Raw genomic sequence first — 22,710 nt, 5'->3', positions numbered from 1 at the left:
ATGTCAATTTACAGATGGGTCTCCCGCATGTGGTTGCGACTGCTGCGCCTGGCTCTCTACGGCTGGTGGACTCAGGTGAAGTCTGTGTCACAGATCGCCATCTTTAGGTGACCAACGGATGCGATGACAACGGCTTCTGCCGTGTCGTCGTCAGCCAGCAGGTAGCCCATGGCGCCGCTGGCCCCCTCGTGCAACAGTTTGAACATGGTTTGCGTGCCTTCGGTCGGCACTCATGCCGCCCATCGAGCCACAGCGGCCGCTGCCAGCGCTACAGCGCAAGCCCAGCCAGAAAAGATCCACCGCCAGGTCCTGTGGTGCGGGACGAACCCCACACCACGAATGAATCCGGCACTCATGGCCCAGAACAGCAGCGTAGCCAAGCCGTGGTCGGCATGACCCGACGCCTTGGCCATCATCAGCGGATACACCGTACCGCCGACCATGATCGTCAGCCCGACCGCCAGGCTGGGCAGATGCATGGACGCCCCATCGGGTGCTGCGTCACGGTGGTCTGACAGCGAACGACTCACGGCAGATCCGTGTCACCCAGGGCGTGCCTTCCAGCGGCTGCGCGCGCAGCCTCGTTCTCACCCCACATCGCGTTCATGATGGCCAGCAGCACCGCGAAGCCGACACCGAGGACCCAGGCGAAGTACCACATGACATGTCCCTTTCAGGCGGCGTCTTCGCCGATGAGGATGCGCGAGTCGCTCGCGTAGCGATAAGGCGGAACTTCGAGGTTCGCTGGCGCCGGCTTGTTCTTGAAGACACGCCCTGCTCCACCGAAGGTTGAGCCGTGGCAAGGACAGAAGACGCCACCGGGCCAGTCATCAGGGAGACTGGGATTCGCGGCGCCGACCGCACGCGCTTCGTTGCGCGCATAGGCGGCTTGCTGGTCCTTCTGGGACTGCGGATCCACGAGCTGGGCATCGTGGCCCTGCAGGGCTGCCAGCATGGCGGGCGTACGCTTCACGACCCAGACGGGCTTGCCACGCCATTCCACGGTCTTGCTGCCTCCGGTGGCCATGTCGGACAAGTCCACCTCCACCGGACCGCCCGCGGCTTTGGCCCGCTCACTGGGCGCGAAGGTGGGGACAAAGGGAACGGCTGTGGCCAGGGCTGCGACACCGCCAGCCGCACCGGTGGCAATGAGCCACTGCCGCTTGTCAGGATCGTGCGGAGTTGCGTCAACCGATGCGCGGGCGCCCGGGCATGCAAGGGGGAGTGTCGGGTTCATGGTTCGGCTCCTGGCCACGGCCGAGAAAGTGGCATCAGTACGCGTTGTGTTCATTCGCGCGGATGTGGGCCACGGTGACCTTGCCGCGCATCACCCGGTAGGCCCATGACGTGTAGAGCACGATCAGCGGCATGAAGACCAGCGTGGCAGCCAACATCAGGCCTAGCGTCATGGGGCTGGACACGCTGTCCCACACCGTCAGGCTCGCGTTGGGCATGCTCGACGAGGGCATGATGAACGGGAACATGGCGGCGCCAGCCGTGCCCACCACACCGACGATGGCCAGTGCTGAAGCCACAAAGGCAGCCAGCGTCCGGCGCAACGTCACGAGCCCGGCTGCCAGCAACGCACCTGCGATACCCATGGCCGGCAGCAACCAGATCAAGGGCTGCCGGGCATAGTTGAGCCACCAGCCGTCAGCGCTGCGCACCACCGTCTTGGCCAAGGGGTCGGGCATGGCGGCCGGGTCCAGCACCGACGTGATGACGAAGCCCTGGATGTCGCCGATGCGCAGCCACACCCCTGCAGCCACGAAGGCCAATGCCATCAGCAGGGCAGCGCCGACAGCGCCCCGCGCCGCGCGCCGCTGGATCTCGCCCTCGGTGCGGTGCGCGAGGTACATGCCGCCGTGCATCGTGATCATCGCGCTGCTCACCACACCGGCCAGCAGCGCGAATGGGTTGAGCAACTGCCAGAAGCTGCCGGCGTAGGTGCTGACGAGGTAGTCGTCGAAACCGAAGGGCACGCCCTGCAGCAGGTTGCCGAAGGCCACGCCGAAGATCAATGGCGGCACCGCGCCGCCGATGAACAGGCCCCAGTCCCAGGTGCTGCGCCACGTGGCGTTGTGGATCTTGCTGCGGTAGTCGAAGCCCACAGGGCGGAAGAACAGCGCCCACAGCACCGCCAGCATGGCCCAGTAGAAGCCGCTGAACGCGGTGGCATAGACCAGCGGCCAGGCTGCAAAGATGGCGCCGCCACCGGTGATGAACCAGACCTGGTTTCCGTCCCAGTGCGGGCCGACGGTGTTGATGACGACGCGGCGTTCTTCATCGCCGCGACCGACGAAGGGCAGCAGCGTGCCCACGCCCATGTCGTGGCCGTCCATGATGGCGAAGCCGACCAGCAGCACGCCGACGAGCAGCCACCAGATCACCTTGAGGGTTGGATAGTCAAGCATCGCGGTTCCTTCAGGCGTGAGCCGGCTCGAACTGGTAGCGGCCGGTGCCGAGGCTGCCCGGACCCTGACGCGCGAACTTCTGCATGAGGTAGACCTCGACGATCAGCAACACCGTGTAGAAGCCGACGAAGCCGGCCAGCGAGCCATAAAGGCTGTTCACGCTCAGCGTCGACACGCTCAGGTGCGTGGGCAGCACGCCATAGATCGTCCAGGGCTGGCGGCCGTACTCCGCCACCACCCAACCCAGTTCGCAGGCCAGCCAGGGCGCCGGCAGCATCCACACAGCCCACTTCAGCAGCCAGGGCTTGCCGGTGCAGGCGCCCTTCAGCGTGCTCCAGAAGGCCAGACCGAAGAGCAGCAGCATGGCCATGCCCAGCGCCACCATCAGGCGGAAGCTCCAGAACATCGGCGCCACCCGCGGCACGGTGTCGTTGACCGCCCGGTCGATGATGTCCGGCGTGGCTGTCCTGACGTCAACCACGTACTTCTTCAGCAGCAGACCGAAGCCGAGGTCGGCCTTGTGCCGCTCGAAGGTCTCCTTGGCCGCGACGTCATCGCGGTGCTTGCGCAGGGCTTCCAGCGCGGTCACCGCCACGATGCCGCCTTCAATGCGTTGACGGTTGCGCGCCTTGATCTCGCGGATGCCGGGAATCTCCTTGCTGATGCTGCGGGTGCCGATCAGCCCCATCACCCACGGCACCTCGATCGCCCAGTCGTTCTTCTGCGCTGCCTCGTTGGGCCAAGCCACCACATTGAAGCTCGCCGGCGCAGGCTCGGTCTCCCACATCGCTTCGATGGCCGCCATCTTGGTCTGCTGGGCCTCGCCCACCGTGTAGCCGGACTCGTCACCCAGCACGATCACGCTCAGCGTCGAGGCCAGGCCGAAGGCCGCGGCCACGCGGAAGCTGCGCTTGGCGAACTCGACGTCGCGGCCCCGCAGCAGATACCAACTGGAGACCGACAGCACGAACATGGCCCCGGTCACGTAGCCGGCCGACACCGTGTGCACGAACTTGGCCTGGGCATCTGGGTTGAAGACGACGGCCCAGAAGTCCGTCATCTCCATGCGCATGGTCTGGTAGCTGAACTCGGCGCCGACGGGGTTCTGCATCCAGCCATTGGCGATCAGGATCCACAGGGCGCTGAGGTTGGTGCCGATGGCCATCAGCAGCGTGACCATCAGGTGCTGCGTCTTGCGCAGGCGATCCCAGCCGAAGAAGAACAGGCCGATGAAGGTCGACTCGAGGAAGAAGGCCATCAGCCCTTCGATGGCCAGCGGGGCGCCGAAGATGTCGCCCACGTAGTGCGAGTAGTAGGCCCAGTTCGTGCCGAACTGGAACTCCAGCGTGATGCCGGTAGTGACGCCCAGCGCGAAGTTGATGCCGAAGAGCTTGCCCCAGAAGCGGGTCATGTCCTTCCAGATGACGTTGCCCGTCATCACGTAGACGCTCTCCATGATCACCAGCAGCCAGACCATGCCAAGGGTGAGAGGCACGAAGAGGAAGTGGTACATCGCCGTGGCCGCGAACTGCAGCCGCGACAAGTCGACGAGTTGCTCGGAAATCACTGGGGATGCTCCTGTCTTGTTGTCGGTGAGTTCGGCTGCCGGGTGGCCGAAGGGGTTGTTGGTGCCACGAGATGCGCAGCCGTCTGCTCGCTGCCGGCATCGACCGAGCTGTCGCGAACAAAGGTCCACCACAGCACGGCGAGCACGGCCAGCTTCACCGCCACGGCAGTGGTGAGGTGGCGCAGCAGTCGACTGTCATCGCGGTTCATGGGCTCCCTCTCTCCAAGTTCCGTGCCACCGCCCCCCCATGCCGTCGGCAAAGCGGCGATGCTTGCGCGCCCAGCAGGTGAGTTCGCGTTGTGGCGGTCTGCTCCCAATGCGAAGTCGAGCGTGGCCGTGACTGCCAAAGCGCGTCGCGACGCTGCCAGTCAAGGGCACTTGGCGGTGCTCTTGGCAGCGTTCGGCAGTGATTGACTTGTCGGCAGCAGCGCCTGCAATGGCACCGACTTGCGTCAGGCTTCCCTGTCTTCCGAGGAAGGAATTCGCATCAGCCAGACGCCATGCGTTGGGTCGGAGCCGCTCACACCGCTGGCATGAGATTCGCAGATACAGGGCATGGCGTAGGTGCAAACGGCCGAGTGGTGTCGTGCTCCTGCTGCCTTGGAGTCAGGGCTCGAGCCATGGACCTTCCCCGTTCCGAACCGCAGCCGCAACTCGCGAGGGCCGGTGCCTCGACCGGCGGCTACGACGCGGCCGTGCCGATCGCTTCTTCTGTACCAAACACAGAGGAAGACCCACCCTCGCTCCATCGCCAACCGATTCTCGCGCTGCCGCTTTGAACGCTCGACACCCCACCCCCGAGGAGACACCGCCATGAGCGAATCCACCCCGAGCGTCTGCCTGACACAAGTGCAGGACTACCAGTTCGACGTCGGCTTCGGCACGCCGGGCCCTGCACTGCGCGCCGACGAACCGCCACCGCTGGGCCAGGGCGGCGGTCCTTCGCCCGTTCAGCTGCTTGCTGCCGCGGTGGGCAACTGCCTCAGCGCCTCACTGCTGTTCGCACTGCGCAAGTTCAAGCAGGCACCGGAGCCCCTGTCCTGCAGCGTGCACGCAGACGTCGGGCGCAATGCCGAAGGCCGCATGCGCGTGCTGGCCATGACCGTCCGGCTGACTTTGGGCGTTCCTGCCGCCCGCCTCGAACACCTGGAACGCGTGCTCGCCACCTTCGAAGCCTATTGCACCGTCACGCAAAGCGTCAGCCCAGCGATCCCGGTGACGGTCGAAGTCTTGGATGCCCTCGGGGCCCACCTCAAGTGACGAGCACGCGGCCATGAGCACGGTTCGTTCGCCCCTGAAGCACCTGGCGCCCGGCTGGTATGCATGGTGATGGGCCTGGCGGGGCTGTCGCTGGCCTGGCATGCTGCCGCGCCTGTGCTGGGCGATGGCGCAGGTGCTGGCGCCCTCGTGATCGGCGCCACCGCTGCGCTTGTGTTCGCCGCGCTGCTTGCGGCCAGCCTGTGGCGCCTTCATCGCCACCCCGACGCCTGGGCCGACGACCTCAAGCACCCGGTGCGGCATGTGTTCCTGGCCGCCGTGCCCATCGCGTTGCTGCTGCTCGTCACAGCCGCGGTGTCCGCCGGACTCGGAGGTCCCGTGCTCGAAGCGCTGTGGTGGACGGCATCGCTGCTTCAACTGTCGATCACCGCCTGGGTGATGTCGCGCTGGTGGCGCAGCGGCCCCGGCGGCGGACTGCCTTGGGCGAGCCTGACGCCGGCTCTCTTCATCCCGATCGTCGGCAACGTGCTCGTGCCCCTCGCGGGCGTGCCGCTGGGCCGAGCTGAGTGGTCGGCTGCGCAGTTCGGCATCGGCGCGCTGTTCTGGCCGGTGGTGCTGGTGCTGCTGCTCGTGCGACTGGCGAATCAGGGCCTTTGGTCCAAGCGACTGTTGCCGACGACCTTTATCTTCATCGCGCCGCCGGCAGCCATCGGTTTGTCCGCGCTGCGCTTTGGCATCACGCCGCTGGTGGTCTGGGGCTCGTGGGGCGCAGCACTGTTTGCGCTGCTCTGGGTGACGCCCCTCTTGCGCCGCATCGCGGACCAGCCCTTCGGCATGGCGCACTGGGGCATGAGCTTTCCGATGGCCGCCTTCACGGCGTTGACACTTCGCCTGGCACCGACGGGGCCCCTGAGCGTGCTGGGCATCACGCTGCTGGCTGCCACATCGCTGCTGATCGCTGCACTCGTGCTGGCCACTCTTCGCGGGTTGCGCGACGGCAGCCTCCTGGCACCCGAAACCGTGCCCATCAGCGCAGGCGCCGGCATGGCGCCGGCCTGACGTCGATGTCCGCCAGCGTGCTTCGGCGGCCAGCCCTCAGACCAGGCCCAGCGCCTTCAGGCGTCGGTAAAGGGTGCGTTCGCTCAAGCCCGCCTGGCGCGCCAGTTCCTTGCGTGTGCAGCGCGAGGTCTCGGCGAGTCGGCGCAGGTCGGCGTCGCTGATCTCCCCACCGCGCGCGACGGTTCCGGCTGGTGCCGAGGCAGGGGCCGGGATGGCGACCGGGTGCGGTCCGTCGCCACTGAGAGACTCGGGAAGATGTTCAACTCGCACGATGCCGTCATCGGCAAAGAGGCGGGCACGGTCCAGCACGTTGCGCAGCTCGCGGATGTTGCCCGGCCAGTCATGGGCCTGCAATCTCGCCATCGCCTGGGCGTCGACCGATATGCGATGCTTGACGGGCCCGCCCCGTTGCAGGAAGGAATCCACCAGCATCGGGATGTCGTCCGCGCGCTCGCGCAACGGCGGCAGGTGGATCGGAAACGCGCTGATGCGGTAGTAGAGGTCCTGGCGGAAGCGGCCGTCGGCCACCATCTGCTGCAGCGGCTTGTGGGTGGCGGCCACCAGGCGGAAGTCGGCTTGCTGGGACTCGATCGAACCCACGCGACGGAAGGTGCCCGACTCGATCAAGCGCAACAGCTTGACCTGCATCGACAGCGGCACGTCGCCCATCTCGTCGAGAAACAGCGTGCCGCCCTTGGCCGTCTCGACCAGACCGGGCTTGCGCGCATTGGCACCCGTGAAGGCGCCCTTCTCGTAGCCGAACAGCTCGCTTTCGAACAGCGTCTCGGTCAGCCCCGAACAGTCGACCACGACGAAGGGGCCGTTCGCACGCGGACTGGCCTCGTGCACCGCACGCGCGAACAGTTCCTTGCCTGTACCCGATTCGCCCAGCAACAGCACCGGCAGCGTGGACGGCGCCACGCGCTGTACCGCCGCCAAAGCGGTGTTGAAGGCTGCTGCCCGCCCGACGAGGCCATCGGAACTGGGTCGGGCCGAGGCGCTGCGGACGGTGGCCAATCGCTCCACGTAGGCCACCACCTCCCGCTGCGCGCCGAGGATGGGGCGCAGTTCCACGTCCACGTGCTCCGGGCCACGCGGCGTGTGGTGGATGTGCAGCACCCGATCCGGGCCCTTGAGCTCGAAGGCCTTGCGCATCGGGCAATGCTCGCCCGCCTGGTCGCATGGCACGTCGTAGTGATGCGAGACGCGGAAGCACTTGTGCCCGATGTAGGGCTTGTCCACCGTTCCGAACTGACGTTGGTAGGCCGTGTTGGCGGCCAGGATGTTGTAGTCCGGGTCCAGCACGATCATCGGTTGCGCCTCGTGCTCGAGGAACGAGATCAGGGCCTGGACCTGGGGCTCAGTCCGCAGGGCAGCCGATTCGATCGGAATGTGCGCAGGGGTCTTGGTAGGCATGTTGGGCGGCAGGTTGCGGTGATTGTGCGCGCTGCTGCCAGCACTGCCAATCCGGGTCCATCACACTGCCATGCCTCACTGCCAGAGGCCGCCCTGGCATCGCCGAAGTTCTCGCCAACGGTCCGCGGCGGAAAGAAACTCGTTGCCAATCAATGACTTGGAAGACGGCACTGATTTCGACGGGGGATGGCACGCGTCTTGATCAGGAACAGGGTGTGGCTGCCGCCACGCCTGTCAAACAACCCACTGGAGACCGAGCATGAAGACGAACGAAGGCAGTGTGGATCGCGTGTTGCGCATCGTCGCAGGTCTGGTCCTGATCGGCCTGGCTGCCACCGGCAAGGTGGGCTTGTGGGGCTACATCGGCGTGGTGCCGCTGCTCACCGGCGCGGTCGGCTGGTGCCCGCTCTACACCGTGCTCGGCATCAAGACTTGCCCGACGCACTGATGCATCCGCTGAACAGGAGACCGCACATGCCCAACCGCAGCGCCCTGCAAGTCGAAGGTTTCTTCGACCCCGCCACCTGGACGGTCAGCTACATCGTGCTCGACAAGGGCACGATGCAATGCGCGCTGGTCGACAGCGTGCTCGACTACGACCCAAAGTCGGGCCGAACCTCGAACGCCAGCGCCGACCTCCTCATCGCGCGCGTGCGCGAACTTGGCGCCACGGTGCAGTGGATCCTGGAGACCCACGTCCATGCCGACCACCTGTCGGCCGCGCCCTACTTGAAGCAGGAACTCGGTGGCCAGCTCGGCATTGGCCAGCACATCACCACCGTGCAGAAGGTCTTCGGCAGCCTGTTCAACGCCGGGGCCGAATTCGCCCACGATGGCCGCCAGTTCGATCACCTCTTCAGCGATGGCGAGACCTTCCACATCGGTGGCATGGAGGCGCGCGCCATGCACACGCCGGGGCACACGCCGGCCTGCATGACCTATGTGATCGGCGACGCCAACCAGACCGCCGCCTTCGTCGGCGACACGCTCTTCATGCCCGACTACGGCACGGCACGCTGCGACTTCCCCGGCGGCGACGCGCGCACGCTGTTCCGGTCGATCAACAAGGTGCTGAGCCTGCCGCCCGAAACCAAGCTCTACATGTGCCACGACTACCAGCCCGGCGGTCGCGAAGTGCAGTACGTCAGCACGGTAGCCGAAGAACGCGAGAAGAACGTGCACGTGCGAAATGGAATCAGCGAAGAAGAGTTCGTCGCCATGCGCCATGCACGCGATGCCACGCTGGGCATGCCTACGCTGATCCTGCCGTCGGTGCAGATCAACATGCGCGCGGGCCAGCTGCCCGAGCCGGAATCGAACGGCACGCGCTACATCAAGATCCCCTTGAACGCCGTGTAGAGCGTTTCCGCCGCTGCAGGCCGCCATCAGAGCGACCGCTTGCCATTTCAACGATGCGTTTCAGCGATTGCTCAGGAGACAAACCCCATGGACATCCGAACCCTTACCGGCGAACTGTCGGTCGCCCCGCAGATCGTTGCCTTGGATCTCAAGGCGCTGGCCGACGCGGGTTTCAAGTCGATCATCTGCAACCGGCCCGACGGTGAAGGCGCCGACCAGCCCAACTTCGAAGAGATCGAACGCGCGGCCGGCCAGCACGGCCTGCACAGCCGCTACCTGCCAGCCGAGTCGGGCAAGGTCACCGACGAACAGGGCGCGGCCTTCGGTGCGCTGATGGCCGAACTGCCCAAGCCGGTTCTCGCCTACTGCCGCACCGGGATGCGTTCGACCACGATGTGGGCGCTCTCGCAAGCCGGCCAAATGCCGCTGCCGCAGATCATCGAAAAGTCCTCGAAGGCAGGTTTCGACCTCAAGGGCGTGGTTCGCCGCATCGTCAACGGGGGCAAGACGCCGGTGGAAGTGGCCGATGCCACTCACGAGGTCGTCATCATCGGTGGCGGTGCCGCGGGCATCTCAGTGGCGTCCAGCCTGTTGGCGCGCAGCCCGGGCCTGGACATCGCCATCATCGACCCGGCCGACATCCACTACTACCAACCCGGCTGGACCCTGGTGGGCGCGGGCGTGTTCGACCCGGCCACCACCGCGCGCACGATGGCCAGCGTGCTGCCACGCGGCGTGCACTGGATCAAGTCCGCCGTCGCCGCCTTCGAGCCCGAGCGCGACGCCGTCATCCTCGATGGCTGCCGGGTGGTGAAGTACAAGCAGCTGGTGGTCTGCCCGGGCCTCAAGCTCGACTGGCATGGCATCGAAGGCCTGGCTGAATCACTCGGCCGCAATGGCGTGACCAGCAACTACCGCTACGACCTGGCTTCCTACACGTGGCACCTGGTGCAGCAGCTGCATCGTGGCAAGGCCATCTTCAGCCAGCCGCCGATGCCCATCAAGTGCGCCGGTGCGCCGCAGAAGGCCATGTACCTGTCGGCCGATCACTGGAAGCGCACGGGCGTACTCGGCGCCATCGACATCCAGTTCTGCAACGCCGGTGCGGTGCTCTTCGGCGTGGCCGACTACGTGCCGGCCTTGATGGAGTACGTCAAGGCGTATGGCATCGGGCTGAACTTCGGGCAGACGCTGGTCTCGGTCGACGGTCCTGGCAAGAAGGCGGTGTTCAGCAAGGCCAACGCTGACGGCACCAAGGAGCTGATCACGCGCGAATTCGACATGCTGCACGCCGTGCCGCCGCAGAAGGCACCTGACTTCATCCGGGTCAGCCCGCTGTCCGACGCAGCGGGCTGGGTCGACGTGGATCCGGGCACGTTGCGGCACAAGCAGTTCGCCAACATCTTCGGCCTGGGCGACGTGACCAACACCAGCAACGCCAAGACGGCTGCAGCAGCCCGCAAGCAGGCGCCGGTGGTGGCGCACAACCTGCTCGCGGCGCGGAGCTCTGCCAAGGGTGATGCCAAGTACGACGGCTACGGCTCCTGCCCTCTCACGGTCGAACGCGGCAAGATCGTGCTGGCCGAGTTCACCTACGGCGGCAAGGTGGCTCCGAGCTTCCCGAAGTGGGTGATCGACGGAACCAAGCCGTCCGCTCTGGCCTGGTACCTGAAAGAACGTGTCCTGCCGCCGCTGTACTGGGACGGCATGCTCAAGGGCCGAGAGTGGCTGGCCCAGCCTGAGATGGTGGGCTGATGGCGACGGGATTCGCATGGCGGCAGGCGCTGCCTTCTCTGCCCCTGCTCGAGTGGGGCCGGCGCTACGACCGCGAGACGCTGATGGGCGACGGCGTGGCGGCGCTGATCGTTACCATCATGCTGATCCCGCAGAGCCTCGCCTACGCCTTGCTGGCGGGCCTGCCCCCTGAGGTGGGCTTGTATGCCAGCGTGGCCCCGTTGCTGCTGTATGCGGTGTTCGGCAGCAGCCGGGTGCTGGCTGTCGGCCCGGTGGCGGTGGTGTCGTTGATGACCGCAGCGACGGTCGGCGAACACGCCGCGGCGGGAACTGCCGCCTACTGGCAGGTGGCCATCACCCTGGCCTTCCTGTCGGGCGCGATGCTGCTGGCCATGGGCCTGCTGCGCCTGGCTTCATCGCCAACTTCCTCAGCCATCCCGTGATCTCAGGCTTCATCACGCTTCGGGTCTGCTGATCGCAGCCAGCCAAGTGAAGACGCTGATGGGCGTGAAGGCCGAGGGGCACAACTTCGTCGACCTGCTCGCGGCACTGGCGCGCCAGGCGTCCAACACCCACTGGCTGACGCTGACGGTTGGCGTGCTCGCCACTGCATTCCTGTTCTGGGTGCGCAAAGGGCTGAAACCCCTGCTGATGCGCTGGGGCATAGGACCCAAGGTCGCCGACATCATCACCAAGGCCGGCCCGGTCGCAGCCATCGCCATCACCACCAGCCTAGCCTGGGGCCTGGGCTGGCGGGAACAGGGCATGAAGATCGTCGGCGCCATCCCGCAGGGACTCCCACCCTTGACGCTACCGACCTGGGACGCCGCGCTATGGCGTGAACTTGCCGTCCCGGCGCTGCTGATCAGCGTGGTGGGCTTTGTCGAGTCGGTCTCGGTGGGCCAGACCTTGGCCGCCAAGCGCCGCCAGCGTATCGAGCCCGACCAGGAACTGGTGGCGCTGGGCGCCAGCAACCTGGGCGCGGCCTTCACCGGCGGCTTCCCCGTCACCGGCGGTTTCGCTCGCTCCGTGGTGAACTTCGATGCTGGCGCGCAGACGCCTGCTGCCGGCGTCTTCACCGCTGTCGGCATCCTGCTGGCCACGCTGCTGCTGACCCCTGCGCTGTACTTCCTGCCGCAGGCCACGCTGGCCGCCACCATCATCGTGGCCGTGCTGTCGCTCGTGGATTTCGGCGTCCTCAAGCGCACCTGGTTCTATTCCAAGCCGGACTTCGTCGCCGTGGCCGCCACCCTGCTGGTCACACTGGCCGTCGGTGTCGAAACAGGGTTGCTGGTGGGTGTGGGCGTGTCGCTGGCACTCCACCTGTGGCGCACCAGCCGGCCACACATTGCCACGGTGGGCCTCGTGGCTGGCACCGAGCACTTCCGCAATGTGCTGCGCCATCCAGTTCGTGTGAGCCCGGCGCTGCTCAGCCTGCGCGTCGACGAGAGCTTGTACTTCGCCAATGCCCGCAGCCTGGAAGACCGTGTCAACGACGCTGCCGCTGCGCAGCCCGCGCTGCGACATGTGGTGCTGCAGTGTTCGGCCATCAACAACATCGACGCCAGCGCACTTGAAAGCCTGGAAACCATCGAGCACCGCCTGCGAGACGCCGGCATCGCGCTACATCTGTCGGAGGTGAAAGGCCCGGTGATGGACCGTCTGAGGACCACCGAATTCCTGCGCCATCTCAGCGGCCAAGTGTTCCTCACGCACTTCCAGGCCGTCGCCGCACTGACTCCCGACGTCCTCAACGGCACGGCAACGGCAACCCCGACCACCCTCGACCGAGAACCCAGCCATGCCTGACAACGAAACGATGCAGATCGAGATCGACAACCTCAAGTGCGGCGGGTGCGCGAATTCAATCGTCAAGGGTCTGAGCGAGCTTGACGGCGTCAGCGGCTGGCCTCTACACCACCGGGATGCCCTCCCCAGCCTGGCGAGCCATGCATCTACGGCTACTGGCCGAGCTGCCCACCAGCACGCCGGCGCTCCACTGGGGCGACGTCGACGAGGGCGGCTTCGGATCGCGGCCCTCCTGAATCGGTGCGCAGCCGAGGCCGGTCACACCCTGCAGCCGTGGAAGATGCGTCTCGCGGACGTGCCGGACGGCAGGACAACGGGATCAACCGAGCAGGGAGTGACAATGGCAGCCAACGCAATCAATTTCCGCGGGGTCAGTTCTGGGTGAGCGTCAACAATCTGGGCAAACCGCCGTGGATGGGTGGCACAACAATCACCTCAAACTGGCGCTGTCACACAAAGTTCGCCCACATTGGCGCTGTCACACAACTGTGCGGTTGCCTTCGGGCAGGCAAGAGTTGTGCACCACGGGTCCTGATCCCTTTAGGATCAACCACTTAGGTTGCCCCGCACAACCCAACGATTACCTGAACCCATCAATTTCCTCGGTCGATCCGGCCGAGATGCGACAACACCCCACTGATCCGAGCGCGCGCCAGACGCTCAGTCGCTCGGAGGGGAACGAGCCCCAGTGGGCATGCTCTCGCGTGAGACCTCGCAGCAGGACCCAGGTGCTCATGCGCAGGATGCTGGTGCGCAACGGCACATGCCGTTCGGCGTCGCACGCATTGTCCAGGGACGGACATGCCGCGGCGTGCCATCACCGGGACTCATCGTGCGCCGCCACGTTGCCCGAACGTAAAGGCAGGCTGGCCGCTGGCTGACGACCGCGCGCCCAGCGGGGCGCCGCGGGGCGGGCATTGCGCAGATGTGGCGTAATGGGCGCCTTCGCGAGACCGACGATGGAACGACGCCCCTTCCTGCGTGCCTTGAGCGCTGCCGCCGTCGCCGCCACGGGCGGCGGGTTGACCGTTGCACTGCGCGCCGCGCCCGGCGATCAGATGCGCACCATCTCCTGGGACGACCTGGTGCCGCCCGATTGGGACCCGTCCAAGCAGATGCGCGAGGCGACCAATGGCGTCAGCATGTTCAGCGATGCCGATCCGCGCGCACGCGATGCGATGAAGGCGATGCGCGAGATCTGGGACACCGCGCCGACCGTGGGCGCGATGGACGGCAACCTCGTCAAGCTGCCCGGCTACATCGTGCCGCTCGAGGAAGTGAAGGGCGAGCTCAAGGAGTTCCTGCTCGTGCCTTACTTCGGAGCCTGCATCCACACGCCGCCGCCGCCGGCCAACCAGATCATCCACGTCGTTATGACGCAGCCGGCCAAGGGCTATCGCTCGATGGACGCGGTGTGGATCAGCGGCAAGCTGACGATCGCGCACCGCGAGGACGCGGCCATGGGCGCGAGCGGCTATCGCCTGCAGGCCGGCGCGATCGAGCGCTACGTGGCGAAGCCGCGGCCATGACGCGTTGCGCCGCGATTGCGACCGACCCCCTGCGCCGCCGCGCGCTGAACGGCGCCGTGCTGGCGCTGGCCCTGGCCCTGCTGCTGCCCTGGCTGCAACTGTCCGCGCTTCAGCACGGCTTCGGCCACGTGTTCCACGACCGTGCGGCGTTCGCCGCCGTGCAGGGCGCGCCCGACACCGGGCACGACGAGACGTGCTGCGCCACCTGCGTGGCCGTCGGTGCCGTCCTCGCGTGCGCGCCGTTCGCGGCGCTGCCCGCCACGGTGCTGCTGGCGAGCGTCGACGACGTGGTCACCGTCGTGTCGCCGCGACCTGCCGCGACGCCTTCGCGCATCCTGCGCAATCGCGGTCCGCCCAGCGCCGGCTGAGCCCGTCGACCGCGCGCACCGGCGCGCGTTGCACCTTGCCCCGCGATGTCGGGGCGACGCAAGCCTGGAGACCACCCCATGATGACGAAACGATCGGTCCGTCGGACCGCCGGCGTGTGCCTCGCGCTCGGCACGGCATTGGCCCATGCCCATGGCACGGCGCACCAGCACGGCGTCGCCAAGCTCGACGTCGCGGTCGAGTCCAACCGCGTGACCTTCGAACTCGATACACCACTGGACAACCTGATCGGCATCGAGCGCGCGCCGCGCAACGACGCCGAGCGAAAGCGCGCCGACGCGGCGGTCGCGACGCTGCGCGACGCGGCCAAGCTGTTCGGATTCGATCCGGCCGCGCAGTGCCGGCAGCAGGACGTCGAGCTGACGGCCCCGGTGCTCGGACTGGGCGCCGCCGCAGCGCCGTCCGAGCAAGGCGAGCACGCCGACCTGGAGGGCCGCTTCGTGTTCGCCTGTGCCGACACGGCGCGCGCGAGCCAGGTCGACATCGGCCTGTTCAAGGCGTTCCCGAAGCTGCAGCAGCTCGACGTCCAGGTCGCCGGGCCGCACGGTCAGTCGCGCCAGACGCTGAAGCGACCGGCGAACAAGCTCACGCTCGTCAAATGACTGCAGCCACGATCGAGCTCGAGGCGCTACGCTACGCTTGGCCGGGATCCGCCGAGGACACGCTGGCGATTGACGCGCTGGCCATCGACGCCGGCGCCAGCGTATTCCTGCACGGCCCCAGCGGTAGTGGCAAGAGCACGCTGCTGGGCCTGCTCGCCGGCGTGCTGCTGCCGCGTGTCGGCGAGGTTCGGCTGCTCGGCCAGTCGTGGAGCGCACTGTCGGGCGCGCGTCGCGACGCTTTTCGCGCCGACCACGTCGGCTACGTGTTCCAGCAGTTCAACCTGTTGCCCTACCTCAGCACGCTCGACAACGTGCTGCTCGCCTGCCGCTTCTCGGCCCAGCGCGCGCACCGGGCCGCGCAGCTTGCCGGCAGCACCTCGGCGGGTGCCGAGCAGTTGCTGGGGCAAGTCGGTCTGCCGCGCGCGCTGTGGTCGCGCCCTGCGGCACAGCTCTCGGTCGGCCAGCAGCAGCGCGTCGCGGCAGCGCGCGCGCTGATCGGCTCGCCCGAGATCGTGATCGCCGACGAGCCGACCTCGGCGCTCGACGCCGACCTGCGCGACGGCTTCATGGACCTGCTGCTCGGCGAATGCCGCCGCGCCGGCAGCACGCTGGTCTTCGTCAGCCACGATGAGCGCCTGGCCGCGCGCTTCGACCGGCGCGTGTCGACGGCGCAGCTGCATGGCGTGCGCAAGGAGGCCGGCGCATGAAGCCGCTCGTCTCGATCGCCTGGCACAGCGCCTGGCACCGCCGCTCCACGCTCGTGCTGGTCGTGCTGTCGGTCGCGCTGGCGACGCTCCTGCTGCTGGGCGTCGAGCGCCTGCGCAGCGACGTGCGCGAAAGCTTCTCGCAGTCGGTCAGCGGCACCGACCTCGTGGTCGGCGCGCGCACCGGCTCGGTCCAGCTGATGCTGTACGCGGTGTTTCGCATCGGCGGCGCGACCAACAACATCCGCATGAGCAGCCTCCGCGATCTCGCCGCGCTGCGCGGGGTCGACTGGGTCGTGCCGCTGTCGCTCGGCGACTCGCACCGCGGCTTCGCAGTGCTCGCGACGACGCCGGCCTACTTCGAGCGCTTCCGCTACGGCGACCGCCAACTGCTCGCGCTCGCGCAGGGCCGTGCGTTCAACGCCGACGCGGCGGATCTCTACGCGACCGTCCTCGGCGCCGACGTCGCCGAGCGCCTCGCTACCGCCTCGCCGATCGCATCACGCTGAGCCACGGCGCCGGCACGATCCCCGGCGCCGAGCATGCCGATAAGCCGTTCACGGTGGTCGGCATCCTCGCGCGCACCGGCACGCCGGTCGACCGCACGGTGCACATCGGCATGGAGGGCATGGAGGCGATCCACGTCGACTGGGTCGCCGGCACGCCGCTGCCGGGCATGCGCGTGACGGCCGACGAGGCGCGCAAGCTCGACCTCACGCCCAAGCTGGCGACCGCGGCGCTGGTCGGCCTGAAGAGCCGCAGCGCGGTGTTCGGCGTGCAGCGCGCAGTGGCGGACTACGAGGGCGAGCCGCTGATGGCGGTGCTGCCCGGCGTTGCGCTCGACGAGCTGTGGGACGTGATCGGCGCCGGCGAGCGCGCGATGCTCGGCATGTCGGTGATCGTCGCGATCGTCAGCCTGGCGGGACTGGTGTCGGTGGTGCTGGCAGGGCTCAACGAGCGGCGCCGCGAGCTGGCGGTGCTGCGCGCGGTCGGCGCGGCGCCGCGCCACATGCTGTTCCTGCTGGCCATCGAGGGCGCGCTGGTCACCGCGGCGGGCGTGTGCGCGGGCATCGTCGCCACGGCGATCGCGGTCCTGCTCGCCGGGCCGTGGCTGCAGCAGCAGTTCGGCATCACGCTGTCGCGCTCGGCGCCCGGGTCCTCGCAGTGGCTGCTGATCGGCGGCGTGCTGGCCGCGGGCTGGCTCGCCAGCCTGATGCCGGGCTGGCGCGCCTACCGGCTGTCGCTGGCCGACGGGCTGTCGCCGCGCGCGTGATCGATCAGTGTTGTCGGACGGCTCCCATCGTTCGCACGTTCGCTGGTCGATTCGGCGCCGATACTGCTGCGCGTGGACCCCTCGCACCCAGACTTGTTCGGCATTGACTCATCGACCCGGCCCGGCCTGGCAGAGCGCGCGGTACGACGAGGGTTCGAGCCGTTGAAGCCGATGCGCGACTGAAGCAATGGGCGGTCGACCTCGGGCCGCTGGTCCGATTCGGCACGTCGTCCTGGTACTTTCCGGGCTGGGAAGGACTGGTGTTTCGCGACCGGCATTCCGAGAGCGTGTTGTCGAAATCCGGTCTTGCCGCCTACGCGCAGCACCCGCTGCTGCGGACCGTGAGCCTCGATCGCAGCTTCTACCGGCCCTTGTCGACCGCGGAGTACGCTGCACTGGCTGACCAGGTCCCCGACGATTTCCGCTTCGTCGTCAAGGCCGGCTCGTCGGTGACGGACGCGGCACTGCGGGACCCATCCAGCGGCGCACCCGCGCGCCCGAATCCGCTGTTCCTCGATCCGGTGCTCACGCTGGAAACGGTGCTGCGGCCGGCGGTCGAGGGGCTGGGACGCAAGCTGGGCGTGCTGCTGTTCCAGCTGTCGCCCTTGCCTGACGAGTGGTTGTCGACTTCACAGCCCGGCCGGCTGTTGCAGGCGCTCGACTGCCTGTTCACCAAGCTGCCGCGCCCCGATCACAGCCTGTTGGCCATCGAGCTGCGCGACGCAGAGCTGCTGGTTCCCGAGTTGGCCGCGCTGCTGAAGTTGCACGGTGTTCGCTACTGCCTCGGCCTGCACGACCGCATGCCGCCACTCGAGGCGCAGCTCCCGATGCTGCGCGCGACCTGGCCCGGCCCCCTGGTGTGCCGGTGGAACCTGCAGCGGGGGCTGCGCTACCGGCAGGCCAAGGCGCGGTTCGAGCCCTTCGACGCGCTCGCCGCGCCCGACCCGGTCACGCGCCAGGCGCTGGCGCGGCTGATCGCAGTCACGGCGGCGGCGGGTCAGCCGGTCTTCACGACCATCAACAACAAGGCTGAAGGCAGCGCCCCACTCTCGGTGTTCGCGCTGGCGGAGGCCGTGTCGACGCTGCTGCCCTCGCTGCCACCCGGCGTCGCGAGGACTGGCCCCCTGCCCTAGCGCGGCTCCAGTTCGAGGATCCGGCCCGGCCGGCCATCGCCCCACAGCGGCAGGTACTCCACCCGCGACCAGCGTTCGTTGAGGTTGCGGTAGTCGGCGCTGAACACGATGCCGCTCTGCCCGCTCGAGTGGATGAAACGCGAGCGCTTGCGGGCCCCCAGGTCGTACAGAGCCCTCAGACCGGCACCGTGATCGCCCAGGTAGAGCTCGCCGCTGCCGGCATCCGGCCGCAGGCTCACGCGCGAGGCATTGACGGTGAAGGCGTCACCGCCCACCGGGCTTCTCAGCTCGAACCATCGCGCCAGCCACGGCACGCTGCTGAAGGGACGGTGCTCGAGCCGCGCCTGGTGGGCCTGTCCCCATCGCCACTGGCTCACGTCATCGCCCTGTGCGGTCTGCAGTTCGTCGAGCGCGCGCGTGAAGGCCGCGTCGACCTGCTCGGCGCAGGTCTCGACCGCGGGGCTGCCGAGGTCATCGCACCAGCTCGTGTCGTTGCGGTCGAGCACGCCCTCGAGCGCCTCGCGGAAACTGCGCCGGGCCATCTGTTCCATGAACAGGGCTTCGCCGAGATCGTCCGCGAACAGGCCCCACGTCAGTTGACGCACCCAGGCCATGAAGATCAGGGGCGCGGCCCGTTCGGCGGCCATCGTGCCCTCGAAGCCCTCGAGCGCATGCTGTGCCGCCGGCGCCAGCGGGTGCACGGAGTGCGCCTGGCGCAGGAAAGGCAGCAGGCGCTGGGTGGCGGTGGACAGCAGGTCGGCCTGGATCGAGGCCAGGCTGTCCAGGCTGTGCAGCGGTCGCGCGGCCAGCAGCCGTTCGATGCGCTGCTGCCGGTACGGCGGTGCCCATTCGCTGCTGATGAAGTGCGGGTACTGCGGCCCGTGGATGCGCTGGTTCGCGCTCGCGATCCAGCCGCGCGCCGGGTCGCGGTCGCGCGGCGTGGCGGTTGGTGCCAGCCAGCCAGCCCAGTCGTAGCGGGCGTCCCAGCCCGGCGCGGGCACCAGCCCGCGCAGGTCGTTGTCGGGGCGTCGCAGCGGCACGCGGCCAGCCGAGACGAAGCCGATGTGCTGGGCGTCGGCCACCACCATGTTCTGCATCGGCGCCATGTACTGCGCCGACGCGGAGAGAAACTCGTCCACCGAGCCGGCGAGTTGAAGGCCAGGCCCGCGGCCAGAGTGTCGGACGCGTCGAGTTCCAGGGCGGTCCAGCGCAGCGCCAGCGCGTAGCGCGGCACAGGCCGCCGGCGCCGGTGACGCCGTGCAGGGCCGGCAGCGCGTCGGAGAGCACCGGGCCGTGGCGCGTCCGGCGCGCGATGAAGCTCACGTCGGCAGCGCCCTTCACACGGATGGTTTCCGGGACGTTCTCGAAATGGGCCCAGCCGTCCGGGGTCTCGTAGCGCTCGGGGTCGCCGGTGTCGATGCGCTCGATGTAGAGGTCCTGCACGTCAGGCGCGGTGTTCGTGTAGCCCCAGGCCACGCGTTCGTTCTGCCCCAGCACGATCAATGGCAGGCCCGGAATGCTGGCACCGGCCACCTTCAGGCCCGGAGCCTCGAGCCGGGCCACGTACCAGAGGGTCGGCGCGCTCAGCTTGAGGTGCGGGTCGTTGGCCAGCAAGGGACTGCCGGTGACACTGCGTGTGCCGGCGACGGCCCAGTTGTTCGAGCCGACGCCCTCGACGCCGCTCTCGATCTGCCATGGCAGGCCGTTCGCGTCGGCTCCGTCGGCCCGCTGCGGCGGCTGCCCGTCACCCAGCTCCAGCCGGCGGTACAGCGCCGCGTAGTCGGCCGTGGCCAGCGGCTTCTCGCCCGGATACGGCGGCAGCAGCTGCTGGATGCGTGCGACCGGCATCGTCAGTGCCAGGCGCATGCGCAGCAGCTCGGTGCTCCAGTTGCCGCCCAGGTCCCAGGCCATCATGGTCGACCACGCGAGGCTGTCGACCGGGCTCCAGGCTTCGGGTTGCAGCCCCAGCAGCAGGAACTCCGGCGGCCGGGCCCGAAGGTGACCGCGCAGGTAGGCGTTGATGCCCGCCGCGTACGCATTGAGCATCGCCCGCACGCCCGGCCCGGCCTGCTCCCACTGGTCCTGCGCGGCGCGCCGCACGCCCAGCGCCCGCAGGAAACGGTCGCTCTCCACCGCGCGCGGCCCGAAGGCCTCGGCCAGCCGGCCCGCGCCGATGCGCCGGTGGGTCTCCAGCTGCCACAGCCGGTCCTGCGCATGCACGAAACCCAAGCCGAACCAGGCGTCGTCGATCGAGGCGGCGCGGATCGTCGGCACGCCCTGCGCGTCGCGCTCGATCTGCAGCCCGGCGCGCAGGCCCTCGACGCGCAGCCGGCCCTCGGCGATCGGCAGCGCGAGTTGCCGATAGACCAGCAAGGCCGCGATCACGCCCACGCCCGCCAGCAGCAGGACCGCCAGGCACCGACGCATCCACTTCATGGGGACAGGCTAGTCGCTGCCCTCCTCCGCCGCATCGGGGTTCGCACGGGCGCGGCGGGCTCAGCCCCCGCGCAGATAGTCGGCCTTGCCGAGCTCCACGCCGTTGTGGCGCAGCAGCGCGTAGGCGGTGGTCACGTGGAAGAAGAAGTTCGGCAGCGCGAAGTGCTTCAGGTACTGCTCACCGGTGAACTGCAGCGGCTCGCGCCCGCGCACCGGCACGCTGATGGGCTTGCCCTCGCTGCCGTCGACCTGGTCCGCGGGCACGCTGCGGAGGTAGGCCGCGGTCGCCTCGATGCGGGCCTGCAGTTCGGCGATGGTGGACTCGGTGTCATCGAACTTCGGCGCCTCGCCGCCAGCCAGCCGCGCGACGCCGAACTTGGCACTGTCGCAGGCGATCTGGATCTGCTTGCCCAGCGACAGCATGTCGGGCGCCAGCCGCGAGGTCAGCAGCGTGTCGGGATCGAACTTCTTCGCCTGGGCATGCGCCACGGCCTTGTCCAGCCATTTCGCGAGGTTGCCGAGCATCGTCAGAAAGATGGGCACGCTGGCCGAATGCATCGTGATTGCCATGGGAGTCTCCTCGTGAGGTGGCGGATGCTACCGGTAACCCCGGTCCGGCGCAGGGCGTGCACAATCGACCGCTCCGGCCGCGGGACGGCGGCCCATTGCAGCCCATGAACATCATCATCCTGGACGACTATCAGGACGCGGTCCGCAAGCTCCCCTGCGCCGCCAAGCTCGAGGCTACAGCGCCAAGGTCTTCACCAACACCGTCAAGGGCAATGGCCAGCTGGCCGTGCGACTGCGCGACGCCGACGTGCTGGTGCTGATCCGTGAACGCACCCAGTTCACGCGGCAACTGCTCGAGAAGCTGCCGCGCCTGAAGCTGATTGCGCAGACCGGCCGCGCCGGCCCGCACATCGACATCGAGACCTGCACCCGCCTCGCATCGCGGTGGCCGAGGGCGTGGGCTCGCCGGTGGCGCCGGCCGAGCTGACGTGGGCACTCATCATGGCGGCCATGCGCCGCCTGCCGCAGTACGTGAGCAACCTCAAGCACGGCGCTTGGCAGCAGGCCGGGCTCAAGTCGCAATCGATGCCGGCCAACTTCGGGCTCGGCATGGTGCTGCGGGGCAAGACGCTGGGCCTGTGGGGCTACGGCCGCATCGGCCAGCTGGTCGCCGGCTACGGCCGGGCGTTCGGCATGAAGGTGGTGGTGTGGGGCAGCGACACCTCACGCGGCAAGGCGCAGGCCGACGGCCACGAGGCGGCCACGTCGCGCGAGGGCTTCTTCGAATCCTGCGACGTGATCTCGCTGCATCTGCGTCTGCACGAGGCCACCCGCGGCCTGGTCCGGCTCGAGGATCTGCAGCGCATGAAGCCGACCGCGCTGTTCGTCAACACGGCACGCGCCGAACTTCTCGAGGAGCACGCGCTGGTGACGGCGCTGAACCGCGGCCGGCCGGGCATGGCGGCGGTCGACGTGTTCGACAGCGAGCCCATCATGCAGGGCACCCCGCTGCTGCGGCTGGAGAACGCCATCTGCACTCCGCACATCGGCTACGTCGAGCAGGAGACTTACCAGCAGTACTTCGACGCCGCGTTCGACAACGTCGTCAATTTCATCCAGGGCCAGCCGACCAACGTGGTGAACCCCGAGGCGCTGCGGGTCCTGCGTGGCTGACGTGCCGCGCGCGGGGCTGAGCGCCGACGCCCCGCAGCGTCCGCCCCCCCCGCCGGCCGACGCGCTGCGCGGCGCACGCTGGGCATTGCTGTTCGGCAATTTCGTGATCGGCTGCGGCGTGATGGTCATCGCCGGCTCGCTGAACGACCTGACGCGCTCGCTGCAGGTGAGCGTGGCGCTCGGCGGGCAGCTGATCGCGATCGCCGCGGTGATGATGTGCTGGGCGCTCCGCTGCTGGCCGCGGCGGTCGGCCGCGTCGACCGCCGCCGGCTGCTGGCCTTCACGCTGGCCTGGTATGCGGTGGGCCATGCCGTGTCGGCGCTGATGCCCAGCTATGCCGCGCTGGCGCCGGTGCGCGCGCTCTGCATGCTGGGCGCGGCGGTGTTC

22 protein-coding genes and 3 pseudogenes are annotated in these 22,710 nt (G+C 68.2%); 14 read left to right on the top strand and 11 right to left on the bottom strand.

Annotated features, from left to right (window positions below):
• Nucleotides 1-71 precede the first annotated feature (71 nt).
• Genes x551_RS27905 through cydP form a run of 7 tightly spaced genes read right to left on the bottom strand, consistent with a single transcriptional unit; the run spans nucleotide 72 to nucleotide 4,190 of the window.
• Nucleotides 72-206, bottom strand: coding sequence for a hypothetical protein (locus tag x551_RS27905; RefSeq protein WP_255343761.1), 135 nt, complete (start codon nucleotides 204-206; stop codon nucleotides 72-74).
• A gap of 24 nt (nucleotides 207-230) precedes the next feature.
• Nucleotides 231-479 (bottom strand): cyd operon YbgE family protein, encoded by a 249-nt coding sequence (locus x551_RS08075; protein ID WP_011829428.1) that lies wholly within the window; start codon nucleotides 477-479, stop codon nucleotides 231-233.
• Between the two features lie 47 nt (nucleotides 480-526).
• Nucleotides 527-661, bottom strand: a complete 135-nt coding sequence (gene cydX / locus x551_RS24200) for a cytochrome bd-I oxidase subunit CydX (RefSeq protein WP_081771270.1) — start codon at nucleotides 659-661, stop codon at nucleotides 527-529.
• 12 nt (nucleotides 662-673) lie between these two features.
• The gene (petA, locus tag x551_RS08070; RefSeq protein WP_036230218.1) at nucleotides 674-1,237 is read right to left on the bottom strand and encodes a ubiquinol-cytochrome c reductase iron-sulfur subunit; all 564 of its coding nucleotides are present in this window, start codon (nucleotides 1,235-1,237) and stop codon (nucleotides 674-676) included.
• Between the two features lie 34 nt (nucleotides 1,238-1,271).
• Nucleotides 1,272-2,414, bottom strand: coding sequence for a cytochrome d ubiquinol oxidase subunit II (gene cydB / locus x551_RS08065; RefSeq protein WP_036230220.1), 1,143 nt, complete (start codon nucleotides 2,412-2,414; stop codon nucleotides 1,272-1,274).
• A 10-nt stretch (nucleotides 2,415-2,424) separates the two neighbouring features.
• A complete protein-coding gene (locus x551_RS08060; protein ID WP_036248091.1) occupies nucleotides 2,425-3,981 on the bottom strand; it encodes a cytochrome ubiquinol oxidase subunit I in 1,557 nt (518 codons plus the stop codon).
• Nucleotides 3,978-4,190, bottom strand: a complete 213-nt coding sequence (cydP, locus tag x551_RS08055; RefSeq protein ID WP_036230224.1) for a cytochrome oxidase putative small subunit CydP — start codon at nucleotides 4,188-4,190, stop codon at nucleotides 3,978-3,980. Before cydP ends, x551_RS08060 begins: the two co-directional genes overlap by 4 nt.
• Before the next feature lie 604 nt (nucleotides 4,191-4,794).
• On the opposite strand from cydP, the gene x551_RS08050 reads away from it, so the two are divergent.
• Entirely contained in the window at nucleotides 4,795-5,241 is a 447-nt protein-coding gene (locus tag x551_RS08050; RefSeq protein ID WP_036230227.1) for an OsmC family protein, read from the top strand.
• 63 nt (nucleotides 5,242-5,304) lie between these two features.
• The gene (locus x551_RS08045) at nucleotides 5,305-6,258 is read left to right on the top strand and encodes a C4-dicarboxylate ABC transporter (RefSeq protein ID WP_231497533.1); all 954 of its coding nucleotides are present in this window, start codon (nucleotides 5,305-5,307) and stop codon (nucleotides 6,256-6,258) included.
• A 36-nt stretch (nucleotides 6,259-6,294) separates the two neighbouring features.
• On the opposite strand, the gene x551_RS08040 is transcribed toward x551_RS08045, so the two are convergent.
• Nucleotides 6,295-7,674 (bottom strand): sigma 54-interacting transcriptional regulator, encoded by a 1,380-nt coding sequence (locus tag x551_RS08040; protein ID WP_081771269.1) that lies wholly within the window; start codon nucleotides 7,672-7,674, stop codon nucleotides 6,295-6,297.
• A 259-nt stretch (nucleotides 7,675-7,933) separates the two neighbouring features.
• Between x551_RS08040 and x551_RS08035 the strand changes: the two genes are divergently transcribed.
• The 11 genes and pseudogenes from x551_RS08035 (at nucleotide 7,934) to x551_RS07990 (ending at nucleotide 18,204) form a co-directional block, all read left to right on the top strand.
• The gene (locus x551_RS08035) at nucleotides 7,934-8,122 is read left to right on the top strand and encodes a DUF2892 domain-containing protein (RefSeq protein ID WP_036230230.1); all 189 of its coding nucleotides are present in this window, start codon (nucleotides 7,934-7,936) and stop codon (nucleotides 8,120-8,122) included.
• Between the two features lie 26 nt (nucleotides 8,123-8,148).
• Nucleotides 8,149-9,033 (top strand): MBL fold metallo-hydrolase, encoded by an 885-nt coding sequence (locus x551_RS08030; protein ID WP_036248087.1) that lies wholly within the window; start codon nucleotides 8,149-8,151, stop codon nucleotides 9,031-9,033.
• Between the two features lie 87 nt (nucleotides 9,034-9,120).
• Nucleotides 9,121-10,788, top strand: coding sequence for a bifunctional protein tyrosine phosphatase family protein/NAD(P)/FAD-dependent oxidoreductase (locus x551_RS08025; RefSeq protein WP_036230234.1), 1,668 nt, complete (start codon nucleotides 9,121-9,123; stop codon nucleotides 10,786-10,788).
• Nucleotides 10,788-11,210 (top strand): SulP family inorganic anion transporter, encoded by a 423-nt coding sequence (locus tag x551_RS27045; RefSeq protein WP_253950323.1) that lies wholly within the window; start codon nucleotides 10,788-10,790, stop codon nucleotides 11,208-11,210. The genes x551_RS08025 and x551_RS27045 overlap by 1 nt, the downstream gene beginning before the upstream one ends.
• Nucleotides 11,211-11,256: 46 nt before the next feature.
• Nucleotides 11,257-12,576 carry a SulP family inorganic anion transporter gene (locus x551_RS08020; RefSeq protein WP_253950322.1) on the top strand — a complete coding sequence of 440 codons (1,320 nt, stop codon included), beginning with the start codon at nucleotides 11,257-11,259 and terminating at the stop codon, nucleotides 12,574-12,576.
• A gap of 959 nt (nucleotides 12,577-13,535) precedes the next feature.
• Nucleotides 13,536-14,105, top strand: a complete 570-nt coding sequence (locus x551_RS08015) for a DUF3299 domain-containing protein (protein WP_036230275.1) — start codon at nucleotides 13,536-13,538, stop codon at nucleotides 14,103-14,105.
• Nucleotides 14,102-14,473, top strand: a complete 372-nt coding sequence (locus x551_RS08010) for a hypothetical protein (RefSeq protein WP_011829424.1) — start codon at nucleotides 14,102-14,104, stop codon at nucleotides 14,471-14,473. The genes x551_RS08015 and x551_RS08010 overlap by 4 nt, the downstream gene beginning before the upstream one ends.
• 78 nt (nucleotides 14,474-14,551) lie before the next feature.
• Entirely contained in the window at nucleotides 14,552-15,094 is a 543-nt protein-coding gene (locus tag x551_RS08005; RefSeq protein ID WP_051511898.1) for a DUF2796 domain-containing protein, read from the top strand.
• Nucleotides 15,091-15,801 (top strand): ABC transporter ATP-binding protein, encoded by a 711-nt coding sequence (locus x551_RS08000; protein ID WP_011829422.1) that lies wholly within the window; start codon nucleotides 15,091-15,093, stop codon nucleotides 15,799-15,801. The genes x551_RS08005 and x551_RS08000 overlap by 4 nt, the downstream gene beginning before the upstream one ends.
• A pseudogene (locus x551_RS07995) lies at nucleotides 15,798-17,071 on the top strand (ABC transporter permease). The gene x551_RS08000 and the pseudogene x551_RS07995 overlap by 4 nt, the downstream one beginning before the upstream one ends.
• A gap of 290 nt (nucleotides 17,072-17,361) precedes the next feature.
• Entirely contained in the window at nucleotides 17,362-18,204 is an 843-nt protein-coding gene (locus tag x551_RS07990; protein WP_161727996.1) for a DUF72 domain-containing protein, read from the top strand.
• Here the strand turns inward: x551_RS07990 and x551_RS27040 are convergent.
• The 3 genes and pseudogenes from x551_RS27040 to x551_RS07980 all read right to left on the bottom strand — a co-directional run bounded on the left by x551_RS27040 (nucleotide 18,201) and on the right by x551_RS07980 (nucleotide 21,210).
• Nucleotides 18,201-19,310, bottom strand: a complete 1,110-nt coding sequence (locus x551_RS27040) for a penicillin acylase family protein (protein ID WP_253950324.1) — start codon at nucleotides 19,308-19,310, stop codon at nucleotides 18,201-18,203. The two genes, x551_RS07990 and x551_RS27040, sit on opposite strands and share 4 nt — an antisense overlap.
• A gap of 202 nt (nucleotides 19,311-19,512) precedes the next feature.
• Nucleotides 19,513-20,631 (bottom strand): annotated as a pseudogene (locus tag x551_RS27035) (penicillin acylase family protein); the annotation flags it as partial.
• A gap of 69 nt (nucleotides 20,632-20,700) precedes the next feature.
• Nucleotides 20,701-21,210, bottom strand: a complete 510-nt coding sequence (locus tag x551_RS07980) for a DUF1993 domain-containing protein (protein WP_036230238.1) — start codon at nucleotides 21,208-21,210, stop codon at nucleotides 20,701-20,703.
• A 104-nt stretch (nucleotides 21,211-21,314) separates the two neighbouring features.
• On the opposite strand from x551_RS07980, the pseudogene x551_RS07975 reads away from it, so the two are divergent.
• Nucleotides 21,315-22,323 (top strand): annotated as a pseudogene (locus x551_RS07975) (D-2-hydroxyacid dehydrogenase family protein).
• Nucleotides 22,324-22,710: the final 387 nt, after the last annotated feature.

Source organism: Methylibium sp. T29 (assembly GCF_000576205.1).
Taxonomy (GTDB): domain Bacteria; phylum Pseudomonadota; class Gammaproteobacteria; order Burkholderiales; family Burkholderiaceae_C; genus Methylibium; species Methylibium petroleiphilum.
The sequence above is the reverse complement of the archived record's forward strand: the minus strand, read 5'-3'. Positions and strand labels throughout refer to the sequence as shown.